The 20,087-nt window shown below is 63.4% G+C and carries 20 protein-coding genes; 9 read left to right on the forward strand and 11 right to left on the reverse strand.

What is annotated here, in order from left to right; all coding sequences use genetic code 11:
- Positions 1-141 precede the first annotated feature (141 nt).
- The 7 genes from ACN8M7_RS20190 to ACN8M7_RS20220 all read right to left on the reverse strand — a co-directional run bounded on the left by ACN8M7_RS20190 (position 142) and on the right by ACN8M7_RS20220 (position 7,337).
- Positions 142-522 (reverse strand): rhodanese-like domain-containing protein, encoded by a 381-nt coding sequence (locus tag ACN8M7_RS20190; RefSeq protein WP_490261928.1) that lies wholly within the window; start codon positions 520-522, stop codon positions 142-144.
- The gene (locus ACN8M7_RS20195; RefSeq protein ID WP_490261929.1) at positions 506-2,263 is read right to left on the reverse strand and encodes a SulP family inorganic anion transporter; all 1,758 of its coding nucleotides are present in this window, start codon (positions 2,261-2,263) and stop codon (positions 506-508) included. The genes ACN8M7_RS20190 and ACN8M7_RS20195 overlap by 17 nt, the downstream gene beginning before the upstream one ends.
- Positions 2,264-2,290: 27 nt before the next feature.
- Positions 2,291-3,154 carry an MBL fold metallo-hydrolase gene (locus tag ACN8M7_RS20200; protein WP_490261930.1) on the reverse strand — a complete coding sequence of 288 codons (864 nt, stop codon included), beginning with the start codon at positions 3,152-3,154 and terminating at the stop codon, positions 2,291-2,293.
- A 202-nt stretch (positions 3,155-3,356) separates the two neighbouring features.
- Complete coding sequence (locus tag ACN8M7_RS20205; protein WP_061242183.1) at positions 3,357-3,641, reverse strand: metal-sensing transcriptional repressor; 285 nt, start codon at positions 3,639-3,641, stop codon at positions 3,357-3,359.
- Positions 3,638-4,186 carry a Tll0287-like domain-containing protein gene (locus ACN8M7_RS20210; RefSeq protein WP_490261931.1) on the reverse strand — a complete coding sequence of 183 codons (549 nt, stop codon included), beginning with the start codon at positions 4,184-4,186 and terminating at the stop codon, positions 3,638-3,640. The genes ACN8M7_RS20205 and ACN8M7_RS20210 overlap by 4 nt, the downstream gene beginning before the upstream one ends.
- Before the next feature lie 103 nt (positions 4,187-4,289).
- Positions 4,290-4,697 carry a PA2817 family protein gene (locus tag ACN8M7_RS20215; RefSeq protein ID WP_490261932.1) on the reverse strand — a complete coding sequence of 136 codons (408 nt, stop codon included), beginning with the start codon at positions 4,695-4,697 and terminating at the stop codon, positions 4,290-4,292.
- 192 nt (positions 4,698-4,889) lie between these two features.
- Positions 4,890-7,337 carry an acyl-CoA dehydrogenase gene (locus ACN8M7_RS20220; RefSeq protein WP_490261933.1) on the reverse strand — a complete coding sequence of 816 codons (2,448 nt, stop codon included), beginning with the start codon at positions 7,335-7,337 and terminating at the stop codon, positions 4,890-4,892.
- A 140-nt stretch (positions 7,338-7,477) separates the two neighbouring features.
- Here ACN8M7_RS20220 and ACN8M7_RS20225 point away from each other — a divergent pair, with 140 nt between their 5' ends.
- The 6 genes from ACN8M7_RS20225 to queF all read left to right on the forward strand — a co-directional run bounded on the left by ACN8M7_RS20225 (position 7,478) and on the right by queF (position 15,353).
- The gene (locus ACN8M7_RS20225) at positions 7,478-8,140 is read left to right on the forward strand and encodes a transglutaminase-like domain-containing protein (RefSeq protein WP_490261934.1); all 663 of its coding nucleotides are present in this window, start codon (positions 7,478-7,480) and stop codon (positions 8,138-8,140) included.
- A 154-nt stretch (positions 8,141-8,294) separates the two neighbouring features.
- Positions 8,295-9,227, forward strand: a complete 933-nt coding sequence (locus ACN8M7_RS20230; protein WP_061242194.1) for an ABC transporter ATP-binding protein — start codon at positions 8,295-8,297, stop codon at positions 9,225-9,227.
- 11 nt (positions 9,228-9,238) lie between these two features.
- On the forward strand, positions 9,239-10,018 hold the full coding sequence (locus tag ACN8M7_RS20235) for an ABC transporter permease (protein ID WP_061242541.1): 780 nt from the start codon (positions 9,239-9,241) through the stop codon (positions 10,016-10,018).
- Positions 10,019-10,242: 224 nt separating this feature from the next.
- Positions 10,243-11,265 carry an efflux RND transporter periplasmic adaptor subunit gene (locus tag ACN8M7_RS20240; RefSeq protein WP_490261935.1) on the forward strand — a complete coding sequence of 341 codons (1,023 nt, stop codon included), beginning with the start codon at positions 10,243-10,245 and terminating at the stop codon, positions 11,263-11,265.
- The gene (locus ACN8M7_RS20245; protein ID WP_490261936.1) at positions 11,262-14,330 is read left to right on the forward strand and encodes an efflux RND transporter permease subunit; all 3,069 of its coding nucleotides are present in this window, start codon (positions 11,262-11,264) and stop codon (positions 14,328-14,330) included. The genes ACN8M7_RS20240 and ACN8M7_RS20245 overlap by 4 nt, the downstream gene beginning before the upstream one ends.
- Positions 14,331-14,522: 192 nt before the next feature.
- Positions 14,523-15,353 (forward strand): NADPH-dependent 7-cyano-7-deazaguanine reductase QueF, encoded by an 831-nt coding sequence (gene queF / locus ACN8M7_RS20250; protein ID WP_490261937.1) that lies wholly within the window; start codon positions 14,523-14,525, stop codon positions 15,351-15,353.
- Positions 15,354-15,406: 53 nt separating this feature from the next.
- On the opposite strand, the gene ACN8M7_RS20255 is transcribed toward queF, so the two are convergent.
- The 3 genes from ACN8M7_RS20255 to ACN8M7_RS20265 all read right to left on the reverse strand — a co-directional run bounded on the left by ACN8M7_RS20255 (position 15,407) and on the right by ACN8M7_RS20265 (position 16,981).
- Complete coding sequence (locus ACN8M7_RS20255; protein ID WP_061242201.1) at positions 15,407-15,673, reverse strand: DUF4404 family protein; 267 nt, start codon at positions 15,671-15,673, stop codon at positions 15,407-15,409.
- A 118-nt stretch (positions 15,674-15,791) separates the two neighbouring features.
- Positions 15,792-16,508, reverse strand: coding sequence for an HAD superfamily inactivated hydrolase PcrP (pcrP, locus tag ACN8M7_RS20260; RefSeq protein WP_490261938.1), 717 nt, complete (start codon positions 16,506-16,508; stop codon positions 15,792-15,794).
- 62 nt (positions 16,509-16,570) lie between these two features.
- Entirely contained in the window at positions 16,571-16,981 is a 411-nt protein-coding gene (locus tag ACN8M7_RS20265) for an acyl-CoA thioesterase (RefSeq protein ID WP_490261939.1), read from the reverse strand.
- Positions 16,982-17,085: 104 nt separating this feature from the next.
- Between ACN8M7_RS20265 and ACN8M7_RS20270 the strand changes: the two genes are divergently transcribed.
- Positions 17,086-17,790, forward strand: a complete 705-nt coding sequence (locus ACN8M7_RS20270; RefSeq protein WP_490261940.1) for an MlaA family lipoprotein — start codon at positions 17,086-17,088, stop codon at positions 17,788-17,790.
- A gap of 57 nt (positions 17,791-17,847) precedes the next feature.
- On the opposite strand, the gene ACN8M7_RS20275 is transcribed toward ACN8M7_RS20270, so the two are convergent.
- Entirely contained in the window at positions 17,848-18,147 is a 300-nt protein-coding gene (locus ACN8M7_RS20275; protein ID WP_490261941.1) for a PilZ domain-containing protein, read from the reverse strand.
- A gap of 214 nt (positions 18,148-18,361) precedes the next feature.
- Here ACN8M7_RS20275 and rssB point away from each other — a divergent pair, with 214 nt between their 5' ends.
- Positions 18,362-19,546: a two-component system response regulator RssB gene (gene rssB, locus ACN8M7_RS20280; protein ID WP_061242211.1), complete on the forward strand. Its 1,185-nt coding sequence runs from the start codon at positions 18,362-18,364 to the stop codon at positions 19,544-19,546.
- A gap of 8 nt (positions 19,547-19,554) precedes the next feature.
- The gene (gene rssC / locus ACN8M7_RS20285; protein ID WP_061242543.1) at positions 19,555-20,037 is read left to right on the forward strand and encodes an anti-sigma factor antagonist RssC; all 483 of its coding nucleotides are present in this window, start codon (positions 19,555-19,557) and stop codon (positions 20,035-20,037) included.
- Positions 20,038-20,087: the final 50 nt, after the last annotated feature.

The following is a 20,087-nucleotide window of genomic DNA, read 5'->3' on the forward strand; positions in this document are numbered from 1 at the left end:
CTGGCACTGATGCAGCGTCGGCAGAGTGGATGTGTCTTAATGTTACTGGGTACCCATGGGGGTATGTAGGGGCGACCATTGATATAGGTCAGGGGAATGGCAGTTAGTGGGGAAAATCCTGCAGCAGCTGGCCTTGGCGGCTCAATCGAAGGCCGGCAGGGTAGGTGTCAGCAGCTCGAGACCGGCCGCTTGCCAGGCTTCGATGCCGCCGGCCAGGGACACCACGTAGCGATAGCCCATGTCCTGCAGGGCGCGTGCAGCCAGGGCCGAGCGGCCACTGTTCTTGCAGTAGAGCACCAGTTTGAGCGTGCGCTCGGTCAGCTGCGGATCGTTGCTCAGCTTGAACTCCAGCAGGCCGCGGGGAATGTTGACGGCGCCGGGAATGTGCGCGGCGCCATATTCGTCCGCTTCGCGCACGTCGATCAGCAGGTCGGCGTCGCGGATTGACACTGTGGCCTGCTGTAGATCCACTTCCGTGATATGGGTTTTGGCTTCGAGCACCAGGTCATGAGCGCTTTTCATGGGAGTTTCCTTGCCGGCAGGGTGGTTGGGAATCGGGTGGGGCGAGCTGCCTGAGCGCCTCGAACTGGCTGATGAACACCTGGCCGCCGAAGTGCTGCAGGAAGTCGGAGCGGCGCAGGCGATCCATCACCGGCCCCTTGACCTCGGACAGGTGCAGCTGCACGCCGGCGGTGTGCAGGCGCTCGACGATGGCGTTGAGCGAGTCCAGCGCGCTGGCGTCGATCAGGTTGACCCCCGAGCACATCAGCACCAGGTGGCGCACCTGCGGGCGGCTGGCAATCAGCTCGCCGACGCGGTCTTCCAGGTAGCGGGCGTTGGGGAAATACAGGCTCTCGTCGACGCGCAGCGACAGGACACTGGGCGACTCGATCACGGCGAAGCGCTCGACATTGCGAAAGTGCTCGCTGCCCGGCACCTGGCCGACCACGGCGATATGTGGCTGGCTGGTGCGCCAGAGAAACAGCAATAGCGACAGGCCAACGCCAAGCAGGATGCCGGCTTCGACACCGATCAGCAGCACGCCGAGCAGCGTGGCGATCTGCGCCGCGCCGTCCTGGCGTGAGTAGCGCCAGGTGTGGCGCAGCGACTGCAGATCGACCAGGCTGAGCACGGCGACGATGATGGTGGCGGCCAGCACGGCCTGCGGCAGGTCGTGCAGCAGGGGTGTCAGCAGCATCACGCTGAGGCCGATGCCGAGGGCGGTGAACACGCCGGCCATGGGCGTCTGCGCGCCGGCATCGTAATTGACCACCGAACGGGCGAAGCCACCGGTCACCGGAAAACCACCGCTCAATGCCGCGCTGATGTTGGCGGCGCCGAGGCCGAGCAGCTCGTTGTCTGGCCCGATGCGCTGGCGCCGCTTGGCCGCCAATGTCTGGCCGACCGAGACCGATTCGACGAAGCCCACCAGGCTGATCAGCAGCGCGGCCGGCAGCAGTTGCATGGCCAGATCGAGATCCAGTGTCGGCAGCGTGAGCCCCGGCAGGCCCTGTGGCACCAGGCCGACCACCCTGACGCCGGCGTGCTCCAGTTGCAGCAGGCTGACTGCGACAATCGCGACGATGATCGCCAGCACCGGGCCGGCCTTGGCCAGGTTGCCGGCCAGTTGCGGCGACAGGCCAAGGCGCTGCAGTCGCAGCTTCAGCCGGGTTCTGGCCCACCATAGCCACGCCAGGCTGAGCGTACCGATGAGCAGGGTCGGCCAATGCGTATCGGGCAGTGCCTTTAGAAGTTGTGGCAGCAGATGCGGCAGATTTTCGCCGGAGGCCGAGACACCAAGCAGGTGCTTGAGCTGGCTGACAGCGATCAGAATGCCGGAGGCGCTGATGAAGCCGGAGACCACCGGATGGCTGAGGAAGTTGGCGATGAAGCCCAGGCGCAGCATCGCCATCGCTGCCAGCAGCAGCCCGCAAAGCAAGGCCAGGAGCATGGCGGCGCCAGCGTATTCGGCACTGCCGGCCGGGAACAAAGGCGTCAGGGTGGCGGCGGTCATCAGCGAGACCACGGCCACCGGGCCGACTGCCAGGGTGCGACTGGAGCCGAACAGGGCGTAGGCCAGCAGCGGCAGGATGCTGGCGTAGAGCCCGGTCACTGGCGGTAGGCCGGCGAGCATGGCGTAGGCCAGGCTCTGCGGAACCAGCATCAGGGTGACGATCACCGCGGCGAGGCTGTCCTGCGCCGCGCTACGCCGGTCGTAGGATCGGCCCCAGTCCAGGCAGGGTAGCCAGTGGCGAAGCTTCATGTCCGGCCCCAGCTGAGGGTTGCTCTGCTAGAGGACATCGAGCGGAATCTTCAGATAGCGCGTGCCATTGTCTTCGGCCGGGGGCAGTTGCCCGGCCCGCATGTTCACCTGAACCGAAGGCAGGATCAGGGTCGGCATGCCGAGTGTGACGTCGCGCGCCTGGCGCATGGCGACGAACTGGTCTTCGCCGATGCCCTGGTGCACATGGACGTTGTGCTGTCGTTGCTCGCCGACCGTGGTCTGGTTGCGGAAGTCGTCGCGGCCCTCGGCCTTGTAGTCGTGGCACATGAACAGGCGGGTCGCGTCGGGCAGGGCGAAGAGCTTCTGGATCGACTGGTAGAGGAGGTGTGCGTCGCCACCAGGGAAGTCGCAGCGCGCGGTGCCATAGTCGGGCATGAACAGGGTGTCGCCGACGAAGCCAGCATCACCGATCAGGTAGGTCATACAGGCCGGGGTATGGCCGGGCGTGTGCAGGGCTCGACCCTGCAGCTCACCGATACGGAAGGTGTCGCCATCGCACAGCAGGTGGTCGAACTGGCTGCCGTCGGTGGCGAACTCGCTGCCGGCGTTGAACAGCTTGCCGAAGGTGTTCTGTACGACGGTGATGCGCTCGCCGATGGCCAGCTTGCCGCCTAACTCATGTTTGAGGTATGGCGCAGCGGACAGATGGTCGGCGTGCACGTGGGTCTCCAGCAGCCACTCGACGTGCAGGCCGCGTGCCTTGACGAAGTCGATGATGCGCTTGGCGCTGGCACGCGAGGTGCGCCCGGAGGCAGGATCGTAGTCCAGTACCGAGTCGATGATCGCGCAATGCTGGGTGACGGGGTCGATGACCACGTAGCTGTAGGTGTAGGTGGCGGGGTCGAAGAACTCGACGACATCGGGGCGCATGATGAGGCTTCTCTCTTATACCCATGGGAGTATTCAGTTAAGAGTAATCGTAACTGTTTTTTGGTTCTATGCTTAGATTTAAATGAAATAAGAGAAAGAGCCTTGTTCAGCTCAGCTATAACCGCTGCTCGAGCCTTTGCAGTGCCTGGTTCTCGCTGGGCAGAGTGGGCTTGGCGCACGCGAACGCTGCGCCGGGAGGGCATCAGGTGTACTTGGTGAATATCTCGCGCACGCGCTGCAGGGAGGCATCGGTGTCCTGCTCGGGGTCGAGCATGGCCTCTTCGATCAGGCAGGTCAGCATCAGCCGGTAGGATTTGTCCAGCGCGCTACGCGCCGCCGAGAACTGCTGGGCGATGGCGGCGCAGTCCTCACCGCGCTTGATCATTGCCTGGATGCCACGGATCTGTCCTTCGACCCGGGCCAGGCGTTTGAGCATCGCCTGCTGCTGCTCGAGCATGCGTACGTGCAGGTCGGTAGGTTCGGTCATGGCGTTTCCTTTGCGATGGGGCGGCTCAGGGTGAAGGCGCCGCGCAGTTCACCAAGCTGGTAGCCGCGAGCCTGATCATGCGGATAGTACTGGTCAATCACATTCTCTACCTCTGTGCTGATCGCCTTACCGTGACACGCCAGGCACGGCTCGCCGACGGCAATGGCCTGCATGTAGCGGTATTGCCCGTCGACTTCCTCGGCATGGCGCAATTGTGTGATGGGCGTCCCACTGGCGGCTGCGGCGGCGAAGCTCTGCAGCACGCTGCGCTCCCAGGCATCGGGGGCGTTGTCCGGGTTGCGTACCTTCAGGGATGTGCGACCGATCTGCCAGGCCTGCTGGCTGTGCTCGCGGGCAATCTGCGGCGCCAGCGCCTGACAGGCCTGCACCGCGGCTCCTGGCCCGCCATCGGCAATGGCCTGGCGCACGGTGCCGAGCAACTGCTCGGCGAACGCGGGTATCTGCTTCGCCGCGTCATCCTGCCAGGGTGTGGCGGCGTACAGTGTGTTGCTGGCGAGCAGGGCGGTGAGCAGCAGCGTGCGCATGATCGATCCTCATAAATACTGGTGGGAGTATTTATGCACGAAAAAGGCAAGCTGTCATCGCCGTGCCCTGCGACATTACGACTCGTGAGATAGCCGCTGCGGATCAGTGCTTGGAGCCGTCGGTGGGCAGGGCCAGCAGCTGTTTTTCCTGGTTCCAGTCGAACGGCTCGTCGTTCTCTTCGGCTTCGAAACGGCGCTCGTCGAGGGTCTGGTACAGGGCGATTTCCTCGTCGGGCATGAAGTGCAGGCAGTCACCGCCGAAGAACCACAGCAGGTCGCGCGGTACCAGGTGAGCGATCTGCGGGTAGCGGTGGAACACCTGGCTGATCAGGTCCTGGCCCAGGTACTGGCTGGAGACCGGGTCACGCGGCAGTTCGGCGAGCAGCTCGTCGTAGCGCTCGAGGAACAGGGCGTGGCTGTCGTCGAGCACCTGTTCGGTTTCGCCCAGGGCGACGAGAATGCCGCGCAGATGGTTGAGCAGGGCGAGGTGGTGTTCGAGATGGCTGGCCATGGTGCAGGCTCCTGAAGGGTAAAACGGGCGCAGGAGTATAGAGTTCCTGGCGCCCGCTGTCCCGTTTGGCTGGCCTTGCGTAGGAGGGGCTTTCGGCTCGGGCATCCTGCTTCGCTCTACCTCCTGCATCCCTGCAGTCGTAGCCGCGGCACAAGAAACTCGCGGCTAAAGCCCCTCCCACACGCAGTCGCGTCAGCGCACCTTGCCGCGACTAAGCTTGAGCTCGTCCTTGGCGAAGTCGTCGACGTCGATCACCCGGCGCCGCGCCGCCTCGGCCGCGTGCAGGCGCTGGCCCTGTTCGCCGTCGAGAATGCCGGCCGCGATCGCCGCTTCGATGGCATCTTGGCCCGGCGCTGGTTGCAGGCTGCCGTCCTTGAGCGCCTGGTGCAGGCGTTTGCGCGCGTCCTGGCTGGCGTGCACCAGGTTCAGCGCATGTTGCAGGGCGCCGACCGAATCCTGGTCGGCCTGCGGGCGATAGCAACCTTCCAGCACCGACTCCAGGGCCGGGTCGCCAGCCTGGCGGCCAATGATCGCGGCCACTTCGGCATCCAGTTCGTCGCTCGGGCCCTGATGACGGCGGCCCAGCGGGAACACCAGCACCTTGAGCAGGCAACCGAACAGGCGGTTGGGGAAGTTGCTCAGCAGGTCATCCAGCGCCTGTTCGGCATGGTAGAGGTTTTCCTCCATGGCCCAGCGCAGCAACGGACGAATGTCTTCTGCATAGTCCAGGTCGTGGTAGCGCTTGAGTGCGGCCGAGCCCAGGTAGAGGTGGCTGAGCACGTCGCCCAGGCGCGCGGACAGGCGCTCGCGGCGTTTCAGGTCGCCGCCGAGCAGCATCATGCTGCTGTCGGCGCACAGGGCGAAGGCCGCGGCCAGGCGGTTGAGCGCGCGGTAGTAGGGTTGGCTGAGGTCGTCACCCGGTACGGTGCCCAGGCGGTTCAGCGTCAGGCCGAGCAGCAAGCTGCTGGCGGCGTTGCCGACGGCGAAGCCGATATGGCTCATCAGCAGCGAGTCGAACTCGGCCAGGGCCTGGTCCTTGTCGTCGCGGTCGGCCAGGGCCATTTCCTTGAGTACATAGGGATGGCAGCGGATGGCGCCCTGGCCGAAGATCATCAGGTTGCGCGAGAGGATGTTGGCGCCCTCGACGGTGATGAAGATCGGCGCACCCTGCCAGGAGCGGGCCAGGTAGTTGTTCGGGCCCATGATGATGCCCTTGCCGCCGTGCACGTCCATGGCGTGGCTGATGCACTCGCGGCCGCGCTCGGTTAGGTGGTACTTGAGGATTGCCGACAGCACCGAGGGCTTCTCGCCCAGGTCGACGGCGTTGGCGGTGAGGATGCGCGCGCTGTCCATCAGCCAGGCATTGCCGCCGATGCGCGCGAGCGCCTCCTGGATACCTTCGAATGCTGCCAGCGGCACGTTGAACTGCTCACGCAGCTGGGCGTATTGGCCGGTGGCCAGGCTGGTGAACTTGGCGGCGCCGGTGCCGACTGCCGGCAGGGAGATGGAGCGCCCGACCGACAGGCAGTTCATCAGCATCATCCAGCCCTTGCCGAGGTACTCCTGGCCACCGATCAGGTAATCCAGCGGAATGAACACGTCCTTGCCCGAGTTCGGGCCGTTCATGAAGGCGGCGCCCAGCGGCAGGTGGCGACGGCCGATCTCCACGCCGGGGGTGTCGGTGGGGATCAGCGCCAGGCTGATGCCGAGGTCTTCCTGGTCGCCCAGCAGGTGATCCGGGTCGTAGGCCTTGAAGGCCAGGCCGAGCAGGGTGGCCACGGGGCCGAGGGTGATGTAGCGCTTTTCCCAGTTCAGGCGCAGGCCGATCACTTCCTCGCCGTTGTGCTGGCCCTTGCAGATGATCCCGGTGTCCGGCATGGCGCCGGCGTCGGAGCCCGCCAGTGGGCCGGTGAGGGCGAAGCAGGGAATGTCCTCACCGCGTGCCAGGCGCGGCAGGTAATGCTGGCGCTGTTCTTCGGTGCCGTAGTGCAGCAGCAGCTCGGCCGGGCCGAGGGAGTTGGGCACCATCACGGTGGAGGCCAGGTCGCCGCTGCGGGTCGCCAGCTTCATCGCCACCTGCGAGTGGGCGTAGGCCGAGAAACCCTTGCCGCCGTATTCCTTGGGAATGATCAGGGCGAAGAAACCATGCTGCTTGATGTGCTCCCAGGCTTTTTCCGGCAGATCCATCTGCTGGCCGACCTGCCAGTCGCTGACCATGGCGCAGAGTTCTTCGGTGGGGCCGTCGATGAACGCCTGTTCTTCTTCGGTCATTTTTGCCTTGGGGTAGGCCAGCAGCTTGTCCCAGTCGGGCTTGCCGCTGAACAGCTCGCCATCCCACCACACGGTGCCGGCTTCGATGGCATCGCGCTCGGTGGCCGACATCGGCGGTAGCACGCGCTGGAACCAGGCGAACAGTGGGCTGGTGAACAGTTGTCGGCGCAGATCGCCGAGCAGGATGAACGCGGCTACGGCGCCGGTGACGATCCACAGCAGCAGTTGCAACCAGCCCGGAACCGGGCTGAACAATGCCATGGCGACCAGATAGGCCGCGGTGATGCCGAGGGCGGGTAGGGCGGCTGTGCGGCTGTGGGCCAGGTAAGTGACCCCGAGCAGCAGAACCAGCAACCAGATGACGAGCATGTGCATTCCTCCATGATTCGAACGGGCAACGCCCCGAGCATAGCCTTAATTGGCGGCAGGGGCGGTGAGCTTGGCCGGATCGTCGTGAACGTTGCGTAATGGGCAGGATTAGACTGAAGCGAACTTCAGGAGTATCCGTCATGCAGACCTATCTACGTCCCGGCCGCTTCATTGACAGTGACCACCCAGCGGTAATCGAGTTCGCCGAACGTTGGCGTGGCGCGTCACCAGAACCGCTCGGTCAGGCCGTGGCCCTTTATAGCGCAGTGCGTGACGAGATCCGCTACAACCCCTATACCTTCAGTCTCGATGCGCAGACGTTGAAGGCCAGCCACGCCTTGGCGGCAGGGGAGTCCTACTGCGTGCCCAAGGCCAATCTGCTCGCCGCGTGCGCCCGGCATTGCGGCATTGCCGCGCGGATCGGCCTGGCCGACGTGCGCAATCACCTGTCGACGCCGCGCCTGCTGGAGCTGCTGCGCAGTGAGGTGTTCGCCATGCATGGTTATACCGAGTTGTATCTGCATGGGCGCTGGGTCAAGGCCACTCCGGCGTTCAACGAGGCGCTGTGCCGGGTGTTCAAGGTGGCGCCACTGGAGTTCGACGGCATGCATGACAGCGTCTTCCACCCGTACAACGACAAGGGCGAGCGTTACATGGAGTACCTGCATGACCACGGCCAGTTCGACGATCTGCCCGAACGATTGTTTTTCGATCATCTGCGGCGCTGTTACCCGCATCTGTTCGAGGCGGGTGCGCTGCAATTGAGTGGCGATATGCAGCGTGAGGCGGGTGTTATCGACTGAGTCGATAATCAACATCGCCAGGACGGTCTTTTCTCTATGTGTCCGGGTCGGTAGGGTGCATGCCTGCAACGAGTGGGCGAAACACGCGGTTGCAATCCACTGTGTCCGCCCACATCTATAACGACCTCACTCTCGCGCGGGAAACCCCATCTTCATGAGCTCCGCCCTGACCATCCGCCAGTTGACCAAGACCTACGGAAACGGCTTCCAGGCCCTGCACGGTATCGATCTGGACGTCGCCGAAGGTGATTTCTTCGCCTTGCTCGGCCCCAATGGCGCCGGCAAGTCCACCACCATCGGCATTCTCTCCACGCTGGTGAACAAGAGTGGCGGCACGGTCAGCGTGTTCGGCCATGACCTCGACCGCGAGCCCTACGCACTCAAGCGTTGCCTGGGCGTGGTGCCGCAGGAGTTCAACTTCAACCAGTTCGAGAAGGTGTTCGACATCCTCGTCACCCAGGCCGGCTATTACGGCATTCCGCGCTCCATTGCCAAGGAGCGCGCCGAGCAGTACCTGACCCAGCTCGGCCTGTGGGACAAACGCGACGTCGCCTCGCGCGAGCTGTCCGGCGGCATGAAGCGGCGCCTGATGATCGCCCGCGCCCTGGTGCACCAGCCGCGACTGCTGATTCTCGACGAGCCGACTGCCGGGGTGGACATCGAGCTGCGCCGTTCGATGTGGAGCTTCCTCACCGAGCTGAACAAGCAGGGCACGACCATCATCCTCACCACTCACTACCTGGAAGAGGCCGAGCAGCTGTGCCGCAACATCGGCATCATCGACCACGGGCGCATCGTCGAGCTGAGCAGCATGAAGGATCTGCTGAAGAAGCTGCACGTCGAGACCTTCCTGCTCGACCTCAAGGATTCTTTCAGCGAGGCGCCCAACCTGGTCGGCTACCCGGTGCGCCTGGTCGACCACCACACCCTGGAGGTGCAGGTGGAGAAGAGCCAGGGCCTCAACGCGCTGTTCCAGCAACTGGCGCAGCAGCAGGTGCAGGTGCTGAGCCTGCGCAACAAGAGCAATCGCCTGGAGGAGCTGTTCGTCTCCCTGGTGGAAAAGAACCTGGCCAAGGTGGCGCAATGAATACCCCGTACCTGAACAGTGAATTCGCCGCCAATCTGGTGGCCCTGCGTACCATCGTCCACCGCGAAGTACGCCGTTTCGTGCGTATCTGGCCGCAGACCCTGTTACCGCCAGCGATCACCATGGTTCTGTACTTCGTCATCTTCGGCAATCTGATCGGCCGGCAGATCGGTGACATGGGTGGCTTCACCTACATGGAATACATCGTGCCCGGGCTGATCATGATGTCGGTGATCACCAACAGCTACGGCAACGTGGTGTCGAGCTTCTTCGGCAGCAAGTTCCAGCGCAACGTCGAGGAGCTGCTGGTGTCGCCGGTTTCACCACACACCATTCTTATCGGCTTCGTCGTCGGCGGCGTGCTGCGCGGGCTGGCAGTGGGGCTGATCGTCACCATCCTGTCGCTGTTCTTCACTCACCTGCAGGTGCATCATCTGGGCGTGACGGTGCTGGTGGTGTTGATGACGGCGACCATCTTCTCCCTCGGTGGCTTCGTCAACGCGGTGTATGCGCGCAATTTCGATGACATTTCCATCATCCCCACCTTCGTACTGACACCTTTGACCTACCTCGGCGGGGTGTTCTACTCCATCACCCTGTTGCCGCCGTTCTGGCAGACGGTGTCGCTGGCCAACCCCATCCTGCATATGGTCAACGCCTTCCGCTACGGCATTCTCGGGGTGTCCGACATTCGCATTGGCGTGGCCATCGCTTTCATGCTGCTGGCGACCGCCGCGCTTTACACGCTGTGCATCCGCCTGCTGGTCAGCGGCCGTGGCATGCGCCAGTGACGCCGGACCCTCGCGCTTTTGTGGGAGCGGATTCATCCGCGATTTTCGCAGCGCAGGCCGCGCCTACACGTTTGCGTCATCCGGGCTACTGTTGGCGCTCGCGGCTGAAGCCGCTCCTACGGCGCCAGGCAGCGCTAGAAAAAACATAGCGAAATAACTTGCGCGCCTGTCAGTAACGCAGCAGCCGGTTAGACTCCGCCTCTACCGAGAAAAAGGGGCTGATCATGACCGTGCTGTTACGTGCTCTTCCATGGTTGTTGCTGGGTGCATTCGCGCCGCCTGCCAGTGCAGCCGAAGGGCCGATGGTCGAGGTCGTGGCGGTACGCCAGATGGAGGTGCGCGACGAGCTGATCACCTTCGGCTCGTTGCGTTCCGACGAGTCGGTGATGATCCGCCCGGAAGTGGAAGGACGCCTGGCGACTCTGCATTTTCGCGAAGGCCAGGCGGTGACCGCGGGCGATCTGCTGGTCAGTCTCGATGATGCGATCGCTCGCGCCGAGTTCGCCCAGGCTCGAGCCAACCTCGATCTGGCCGAGAAGAACCACCAGCGTGCGCAAATGCTGTTCCAGCGTGGCGCCAGTAACGCCCAGGCGCTGGATGAAGCGCAGAGCCAGCTGCAGGCCGCACGCGCCAGTCAGGCCCTGGCCCAGGCCCGGCTCGACAAGACCCAGATCAAGGCGCCTCATGACGGCACGCTCGGCCTGCGCCAGGCCAGCGTCGGTGACTACCTCAGTGCCGGGCAGAACATCGTCAACCTGGAAGTGCTCGACCCACTGAAGGTCGACTTCCGCATCCCGCAGAAGGCCGTGGCTCAGGTGCGCCTCGGCCAGACCGTGGAAATCACCCTCGATACCTACCCGGATGAACGCTTTCGTGGCGACATCTTCGCCATCAATCCGCGCCTCGATGAAGCCGGGCGTAGCCAGGCGATCCGCGCGCACATCGGCAATGCCGACCGCCGCCTGCGCCCGGGCCAGTTCGTCCGCGTTTCGGTGATTCTCGAAGAACGCCCCAATGCACTGGTGATCCCCGAAGAGGCGGTGATGCCCCAGGGTGACAAGCTGCTGGTCAATCTGGTGGCAGACGGCAAGGTCGAGCGCCGTGAGGTGCTTCTGGGCAAGCGCTTCGAGGGGCTGGTGGAAGTACGTGAAGGGCTGCAAGGCGACGAAACCATCATCAGCGCCGGTTGGCAGCGGGTGCGTGAGGGGCTGGCGGTGCGCACCAAGAGTGGGGAGCGCCAGCCGTGACGCTGTCGGATATCTGCATTCGCAGGCCGGTATTCGCCACCGTTCTGTCGCTGATCGTGGTGCTGCTGGGGCTGATGGCTTACGACCGTCTCAACGTGCGCGAGTACCCCAATATCGATGTGCCCATCGTCACCGTGCAGGTCACCTATCCCGGTGCCAGCCCGGAGATCATGGAGTCGCAGGTGGCGCAGCCGGTGGAGGACGTGCTGTCCGGCATCGAAGGGCTGGATTTCGTCACCTCCATCAGTCGCGCGGAAAACACCCAGATCACCGCGCAGTTTCGCCTCGGACGCAGCGCCGATGAAGCGGCCAACGATGTGCGTGACCGCCTGGGGCGGGTCCGCAGCCTGCTGCCGGACGAGGTCGACGAGCCCATCGTGCAGAAGGTCGAGGCCGATGCCCAGCCGGTGGTGTGGATCGCCTTCCACAGCCAGCAGCACAGCGCCATGGAGATTACCGACCTGCTGGAGCGGGTGATCAAGGATCGTCTGCAGACCATTCCCGGTGTGTCCGAAGTGCAGGTGCGGGGTGCGCGTACCTTTTCCATGCGCATCTGGCTCGACCCCGAGAAGCTTGCCGCGCACAACCTCACCGTGCAGGACGTGGAGGACGCCCTGCGCCGGCAGAACGTGGAGATTCCGGCGGGTCGCATCGAGTCGCGCGAGCGCGAGTTCAGCGTGCTCTCGGAAACCGATCTGCGTACGCCGGAGCAGTTCAACGAGCTGATTCTCGACGATTCGCAAGGCTATCTGTTGCGCCTGTCCGATGTCGGCCGCGCCGAAGTGGGGCCGCGTGACGAGCGCAGCGTAGTGCGTTTCAATGGTCTGCCAGCGGTGACCCTGGGTCTGGTCAAGCAGGCCACAGCCAACCCGCTGGATATTTCCGACGGGCTCCAGGCCGCCTGGCCTGACGTCAAGGCGCTGTTACCCGACGGCATGAAGATGACCGTGGCCAACGACAACTCGCAGTTCATTCGCGAGTCCATCGACAACGTCTTCACCACCATCTGGGAGGCGGTGGCGCTGGTCATCCTGATCATCTTCATCTTCCTGCGTTCGCTGCGTGCCACGCTGATCCCGCTGGTGACCATTCCGGTGTCGCTGATCGGCGCCTTCGCCCTGATGTCGCTGATGGGCTTTTCCATCAACACCCTGACGCTGCTGGCCATGGTTCTGGCCATCGGCCTGGTGGTGGACGACGCCATCGTCATGCTGGAGAACATTCACCGCCATATCGAGGCGGGGATGAAACCCATGCAGGCAGCCTTCACGGGCAGCCGCGAGATCGCCTTCGCGGTGATCGCCATGACCCTGACCCTGGCCGCGGTATTCGCGCCCATCGGCTTCATGCAGGGCACCACCGGCAAGCTGTTCACCGAGTTCGCCTGGACCCTGGCCGGCTCGGTGCTGGTGTCCGGCTTCGTCGCCCTGACGCTGACGCCGATGATGTGTGCGGTGATGCTCAAGCCACATCAGCACGGGCAGCGTCATGGCCGCGTGTACAACCTGATCGAAGGCTTCCTCAATGGCCTGACCTACAGCTACAAGCACAGCCTGGAGCGTGCCCTGCGCGCCTGGCCGCTGGTGCTCGGCGTGCTGCTGGGTGCTTTCGTGCTGTGCGCCTGGCTGTTCGGCAGCCTGCGTTCCGAGCTGGCACCGACCGAGGACACCGGCACCATCGTCGGAGTGTTCAATGGCCCGGATGGCGCCACCATCGACTACACCGCGCGTTATGCCCGCGAAGTGGAGGCGGCCTATGCCAGCATCCCCGAGACCAACCGCTATTTGGTGGTGGCCGGTTTCCCGACCGTGGCCCAGGGCATCTCCTTCATGAAGCTGGAGGATTGGGCCGAGCGAAGCCGTAGCCAGTTCGAGATCCGCAACCAATTGCTGCCCAAGCTGCAGGACATCGCCGGCATGCGCGTCACCCCGGTCAACCGTCCGCCACTGGGGCAGAGTGCGCGCAACCAGCCGATCAACTTCGTCATCCGCTCCTCGATGGAATATGCCGAGCTACAGGGGTATGTCGACCAGTTGATGGAACGCATGCGCGATTATCCGGGGCTGGAAGGGCTCGACAGTGACCTCAAGCTCAACTCGCCGCAGCTCAAGATCGCCGTCAACCGCGAGCAGGCCGTGGCGGTCGGTACCGACGTGTCGCTGATCGGCCGCAGCCTGGAAAGCCTGTTCGGCAGCCGTCAGGTGACGCGCTTCAAGCAGAACGGCGAGCAGTACGACGTGCTGGTGCAACTGGCGGACATCGACCGCAGCAATCCGCAGGATCTGGATCGCGTCTACGTGCGTGACCGCGACGGCGGCATGGTGCAGCTGTCCAACCTGATCGAGGTGCGCGAGACGGTGGCGCCGCGCGAGCTCAACCACTTCAACCAGTTGCGCGCGGTGACCATCAGCGCCAACGTCGGCACCGGTTACACCCTGGGCGAAGCGCTCAATCATCTGGAAGGCGCCGCCCGCGAGGTGTTCCCGCCCGAGACGCAGTATGACTACACCGGTACTTCGCGCGATTTCAAGGAATCCAGCTCGGGCATCGCGCTGATCTTCGCCCTGGCGCTGGCGTTCATCTTCCTGGTGCTGGCGGCACAGTTCGAGAGCTTCAGCGATCCGCTGATCATCCTGTTCAGCGTGCCATTGTCGATGGCCGGTGCCTTGCTGGCGCTGAAGCTGTTCGGCGGCACCTGGAACATCTACTCGCAGATCGGCCTGGTGACCCTGATCGGCCTGATCACCAAGCACGGCATTCTCATCGTCGAGTTCGCCAACCAGTTGCTGCGTGAGGGCAGGGCGCTGCGCGAGGCGGTGATCGAAGCATCGGTACAGCGTCTGCGGCCGATCCTGATGACCACGGGTGCCATGGTGCTGGGTTCGCTGCCGCTGGCCATTGCCACGGGCGCCGGCGCCGAAAGCCGCCAGCAGATCGGTCTGGTGATCGTCGGCGGGCTGCTGGTCGGTACCTTCTTCACGCTCTACGTGATTCCGACCCTGTACCTGCTGCTGCGCCGTTGGGCGCCGCTGCGTGGGATTGGGGACGAGCCGGTGGCGGTATGAATCCTGTAGGAGGCGCTTTAGCGGCGAGCTTTTGAGACAGTCGCGGCTACGACTGCAGGAGGTAGAGCGAAGCAGGATGCCCGAGCCGCAAGCCCCTCCCACGGATTGCCGTTCAGCGTTCGGACGGCGGGTGCGGCGGGGCGGTCAACCCGTTAAACTCGCCCGGTTTTTCGCCACCCTGGATTGCGCACCATGCAGCACCCCGCCGAACATTCCCCGCTGGGCAAGTCCAGCCAGTACATCGCCGAATACAGCCCCGAGCTGCTGTTCCCCATCTCGCGTACCACCAAATGGGCGGAGCTGGGTCTCGATGGCGCCAGCCTGCCGTATCAGGGCGTGGACTACTGGAATTGCTACGAGCTGTCCTGGCTGCTGCCGTCCGGCAAACCGGTGGTGGCCATCGCTGAGTTCGCCATCCCGGCCGACTCGCCCAACATCATCGAGTCGAAGTCCTTCAAGCTGTATCTCAACTCGCTGAATCAATCGGCTTTCGCCACCTGGGACGAGGTGCAGGCGACCCTGGCGCGTGATCTCTCGGCGGTAGCCGGCAAACCGGTGGCGGTGCGTCTGCGCTCGCTGAGCGAGGTGTCGGCAGAGGGGGTGGCGAGATTGCCGGGGCAGTGCATCGACGAGCTGGACATCCGCGTCAGCCAATACGATCACCCGCAGCCCGAACTGCTGCGCTGCGATGCCGGCCATGTGGTTGAGGAGAGCCTGCACAGCCACCTGCTCAAGTCCAATTGCCCGGTCACCGGCCAGCCGGACTGGGGCAGCCTGGTCGTGCAGTACCGTGGCGCAGCGCTGGATCACGCCAGCCTGCTGGCCTATCTGGTGAGTTTCCGCCAGCACGCCGACTTCCACGAGCAGTGCGTCGAGCGCATCTTCCTCGATCTGCAGCGCCTGCTGCAGCCGCAGTCCTTGACCGTCTATGCGCGTTACGTGCGGCGCGGCGGGCTGGACATCAATCCCTATCGCAGCACCGAGGCGCTGGCCCCGGAAAACGCCCGCCTGGCGCGTCAGTAGTCCATGAAAAATGCCGCCCGATGGCGGCATTTTCTTGAGTCGCTGCAGGGCGTTCAGATGCCCATGTTGGCCAGGCTTTGCATGATGTTGCGCAGGGTGCCGGCGAGGGTGGGGTGGCTGGCCTCGAAGCGCTCCACCGCCAGATTGACGCCATCGACCAGCGTGGCGTCGGGCGCTGACGCGGCTTCGCGCGCCAGTTGCACCTCGATTTCCTGGGTCAGCAGGTAAAGCGATGCGCGTTCTTCCTCGGTCAGCGGCGTGTCCTGAGCCAGGTGTTGCTGGAGCGCTTCCAGTTGCTGCTGCAGATCGCTTGCTGGCATAGAGTTCTCTCCTTGTCGAATCGGCATAGACATGGACCTCCAGCATTGCCGGAAGTTTTCAGCCCGTACCTGAAGGTTAATCCAAGCGCGCGGGCTTTGCCTGATCCGAATCAAGGGCTCAGGGCTTTTCGCCCTTGCTGCGGCGCAGGCCGATATCTTCCAGACTGGCTTCGATCTCGCCCAGATGATCGACCACCGAATGCACGCCCAGGCGGTAGAGCTGCAGCGTAGCTTCGGCGCGCAGGCGTTCCTGATCGCTTGTGCCGAGCGCCTGCCAATCCGCTGGCGCATGACCGCACAGCGGCCCGCAGGCAGCCAGGCCTATGGTCCAGCAGCCGGCATTGAGCCCGGCTTGCAGCAGCAGGGGGTTGCCGCTGACGACAATGCAACCTTCCAGGCGCTCGACACCCATCTGGCTCAATGCCTGCCAGCAGCTGTCGGGTGCAGGCCAGGGTCTGTTCTGACGCGCCAGCACGGCTTCGACAGGCACTGGCAGCGCCTCGGCCAGGCGCAGGCTGGCGTCGGCTGGCAGGTCGTCGAGCCAGGCGCAAGGTGTGCCTTGGGCGTGCAGGGTTTGCAGCAGCTGTGCGGCGCCGGGGGTCAGCTCGGCATGCTCGCTGGCCACTTCGCTGAGTGCCTGCTGCAACGCCTGCTGTTGCGCTGTGGTTGCCGCCTGGCCCAGCCAGGTATCCAGTGCCTGCAGGACTGTACCCGCCACGGCAGGGCTGGCGCCGCTGGGATGGAGTCGCTGCAGCGCGACGGGCAGGGTACGGGCACCGAAGTCGACCAGGCAGCCGGACAGTTGAAAGATCAGGGCGGTGCAGGGGGAGGGCATGGGATCATCCGTGGCATTGGCCCTGATCAATCTAGCGCCCGCGGATGACCGAAAGATGACCGTCAGGTTACGCCGAAGAGCGCCCGCACGTGCTCGGGCAGGGCCACGGAATTACCTTTGGCATGATCGATCCACACCAGCTTGCAATAACCCTCACCGTAGAGCGTCTGCGGTTCTTCCACGGTCATCAGCCGGTGTTCTATCACCAGGCTGCTGCGTCCGACTGCGCCGGCGCGCAACTCGACCACTACGGTGGCAGGGTGCACCACCGGCTTGAGATAGGTGTGCTGGGTCTGCAGCACCACCGGGCCGAATGGCACGTTGCTCATCGCCACGCCGGCCAGTTCGAACCAGGCGACACGCGCCTCTTCCAGGTATTGCATGTAGATGATGTTGTTGACGTGCCCGTAGCTGTCCATGTCGCCCCAGCGTACGGGGATGTGTGCGGTGTGCAGCAAGGTTTCGTCGGTCATCGCTTTTCTTCGCTATGCTGCCCAATCAGGGCTCCTGGCTTTATACTACGCGGCCTGCGGCCCATTGGCGGTGGCCACATTATTCCCTCAAGGAGAGATTTCAAATGCATGTGATCGGTGCTCGCTGGATCGCGCGCCTGGGCGGCCTGATGGCCCTCGTTGGCTTGAGCCTGCTGCCTGCAATGAGTCAGGCCGCTTCGGAAGAAGACCCTTGGGAAGGTTTCAATCGCCCGATCTTCCGCTTCAACGATACCGTCGACACCTATGCGCTGAAGCCGATCGCGCAGGGCTACCGGGCAGTCACGCCGCAGTTTCTCGAAGATGGCGTGCACAACGTTTTCGGCAATATTGGCGACGTTGGCAACCTGGCCAACAACCTGCTGCAGGGCAAGCTGCACAACGCCGGTGTCGATACCGGCCGCCTGATCTTCAACACCACCTTCGGCCTGCTGGGCTTCTTCGACGTGGCCAAGCACATGGGCCTGCGCAAGAACGACGAAGATTTCGGCCAGACCCTCGGCGTCTGGGGGCTCGACAGCGGGCCTTACCTGGTCATTCCGTTCCTCGGCCCGAGCAGCGTACGCGATGCCAGCGGTCGCGTGCCGGACAGCTTCCTGACCCCCTATCCGTACATCGATCATGTACCGACCCGCAATGTCACCCGTGGCGTACAGGTGGTCGACACGCGCGCCAACCTGCTGCAGGCAGAACGCCTGGTCAGCGGTGACAAGTACATCTTCATCCGCAACGCCTACCTGCAGAGCCGTGAATTCAAGGTCAAGGACGGGCAGGTCGAAGACGACTTTTAAGCCCGTGCAGATGCGAAAAAGGCGGCCCTTGGGCCGCCTTTTTCGTAAATACAGATTTCAGCTCATCGACATGATTGCCAGGCCCAGCGATTGGCGGCCATCGCCCATGTCACTGACCCGAACTACCTCGGCATGAGCATCGAGACCCGCCAGTTCGCTATGCTCCGAGGGAATGTGCACCTTGACCTTGTCGCCCATGCTCAGCGCGACCTCAGCCTCGATTTGCATGCCGGTACTGGAAAGATCCAGGCACAGTGCAGGGATTTCCCGGCCAGCATGATGGAGGACGACTGCTGCTTCCAGTCGCATGCGGATGTAGTCGCGTTTCTCGCTGTACGCTCGATCATTCTGACTCATGGACCCTGTCCTCTTCTTATGAGCTCTCCCGTGGCTCTTATAACTCCCGCCGATTTGACCTGTAAAGCCGCCGAACGACGACCGGTCCCGGCTTGAATCGGCCGGCAGATGGGAGTACCGTCTGCCCCTTGAAATCGCCCTGGCGCCACTGATGCGGCGCCGCGCTACGGGCAGTGACCAAAAATTGCCCTGGCGCAGTTTGCCTGGATACCCCATGCACAAAACCAGTGCCACTCTGCTGATCATTGACGACGACGATGTCGTACGTGCAAGCCTCGCGGCCTACCTCGAGGACAGCGGCTTCAAGGTGTTGCAGGCCAACAACGGTTTGCAGGGGCTGGAAGTGTTCCAGCAGGAAGGCCCCGACCTGATGATCTGCGACCTGCGCATGCCGCAGGTCGATGGTCTTGAATTGATCCGTCGTATCAATGCGCTGGGCGTCGAAGTGCCGGTAATCGTCGTTTCCGGCGCTGGCGTGATGAACGACGCCGTCGAAGCCCTGCGTCTGGGCGCTGCCGACTACCTGATCAAACCCCTCGAAGACCTTGCCGTGCTGGAGCACTCGGTGCGCCGTGCCCTGGATCGTTCGCGCCTGCGGGTCGAGAACCAGCGTTATCGCGAGAAACTGGAGGCAGCCAACCGCGAGCTGCAGGCCAGTCTGCACCTTTTGCAGGAAGACCAGAACGCGGGGCGCCAGGTGCAGATGAACATGCTGCCGGTGACGCCCTGGCAGGCCGATGGCCTCAACTTCGCGCACCAGATCATCCCTTCGCTGTACCTGTCGGGTGACTTCGTCGACTACTTCCGTATCGACGAGCGCCGTATCGGCTTTTATCTGGCCGACGTTTCCGGCCACGGGGCGTCCTCGGCATTCGTCACCGTACTGCTCAAGTTCATGACCACACGACTGCTTTACGAGTGGCGTCGTGGCGGTACCCTGCCGGAGTTCAAGCCTTCCGATGTGCTCGGCCATATCAACCGCGGGTTGATCAACTGCAAGCTGGGTAAGCACGTGACCATGCTCGGCGGTGTGATCGACGAGGAGAGTGGCATGCTCACCTACAGCATTGGCGGGCATCTGCCTCTGCCGGTGTTGTTCGAGAATGGCCAGGCGCGCTACCTGGAAGGACGCGGCCTGCCGGTCGGCCTGTTCCAGGAGGCCGAATACGGTGACCTGGTGATGAAGCTGCCGGAGTCTTTCAGCCTGACCCTGCTGTCCGACGGTATTCTCGACCTGTTGCCGGGTGACACGCTGAAAGAGAAGGAATTGGCGCTGCCACAACTGGTTAGCCAGGCCGGCGGTACGCTCGGTGGTTTGCGTCAAGTTCTCGGTCTGGCCAATCTTGGCGAGATGCCGGATGATATCGCCTTGCTGGTGTTGAGCAGGAACCTTGCATGAATCCTGGGATAAGCCCCGGTCGCATCCAATTCGCCGAGCAGGATGGAACATTCGTCCTCAAGTTTGTCGGTGAAGTCCGTCTGACGCTGTGTTCAGCACTGGATGCCACGATTGAAAAGATTTTCACCGCGTTGAATTTTTCGGCGATCGTCATCGATCTGACCGAAACGCGCAGTATCGATAGCACCACCCTTGGTCTGCTGGCGAAATTGTCCATTTTGTCGCGGCAAAAGGTTGGTCTGTTGCCGACCGTTGTCACTACTCACGACGACATCACCCGTTTGCTGGAGTCCATGGGTTTCGATCAGGTGTTCAACATCGTCGACCGGCCGATTCCTTGTCCGGACTGTCTGGATGACCTGCCTTCGCAGGATCAGTCCGAAGAAGTGGTGAAGGCCAAGGTGCTCGAAGCGCACCGTATTCTGATGGGGCTCAACGACTCCAATCGCGAGGCCTTTCACGATTTGGTCAACGCACTCGAGCGGCACTGATCTCCCGCTTTCTGCAGGGTGCGCTCTGCCCGGGTATTGATCTCGCCGTA

Origin of the sequence: Pseudomonas spartinae (assembly GCF_965197125.1) — a bacterium.
Classification (GTDB): Bacteria; Pseudomonadota; Gammaproteobacteria; order Pseudomonadales; family Pseudomonadaceae; genus Aquipseudomonas; species Aquipseudomonas composti_A.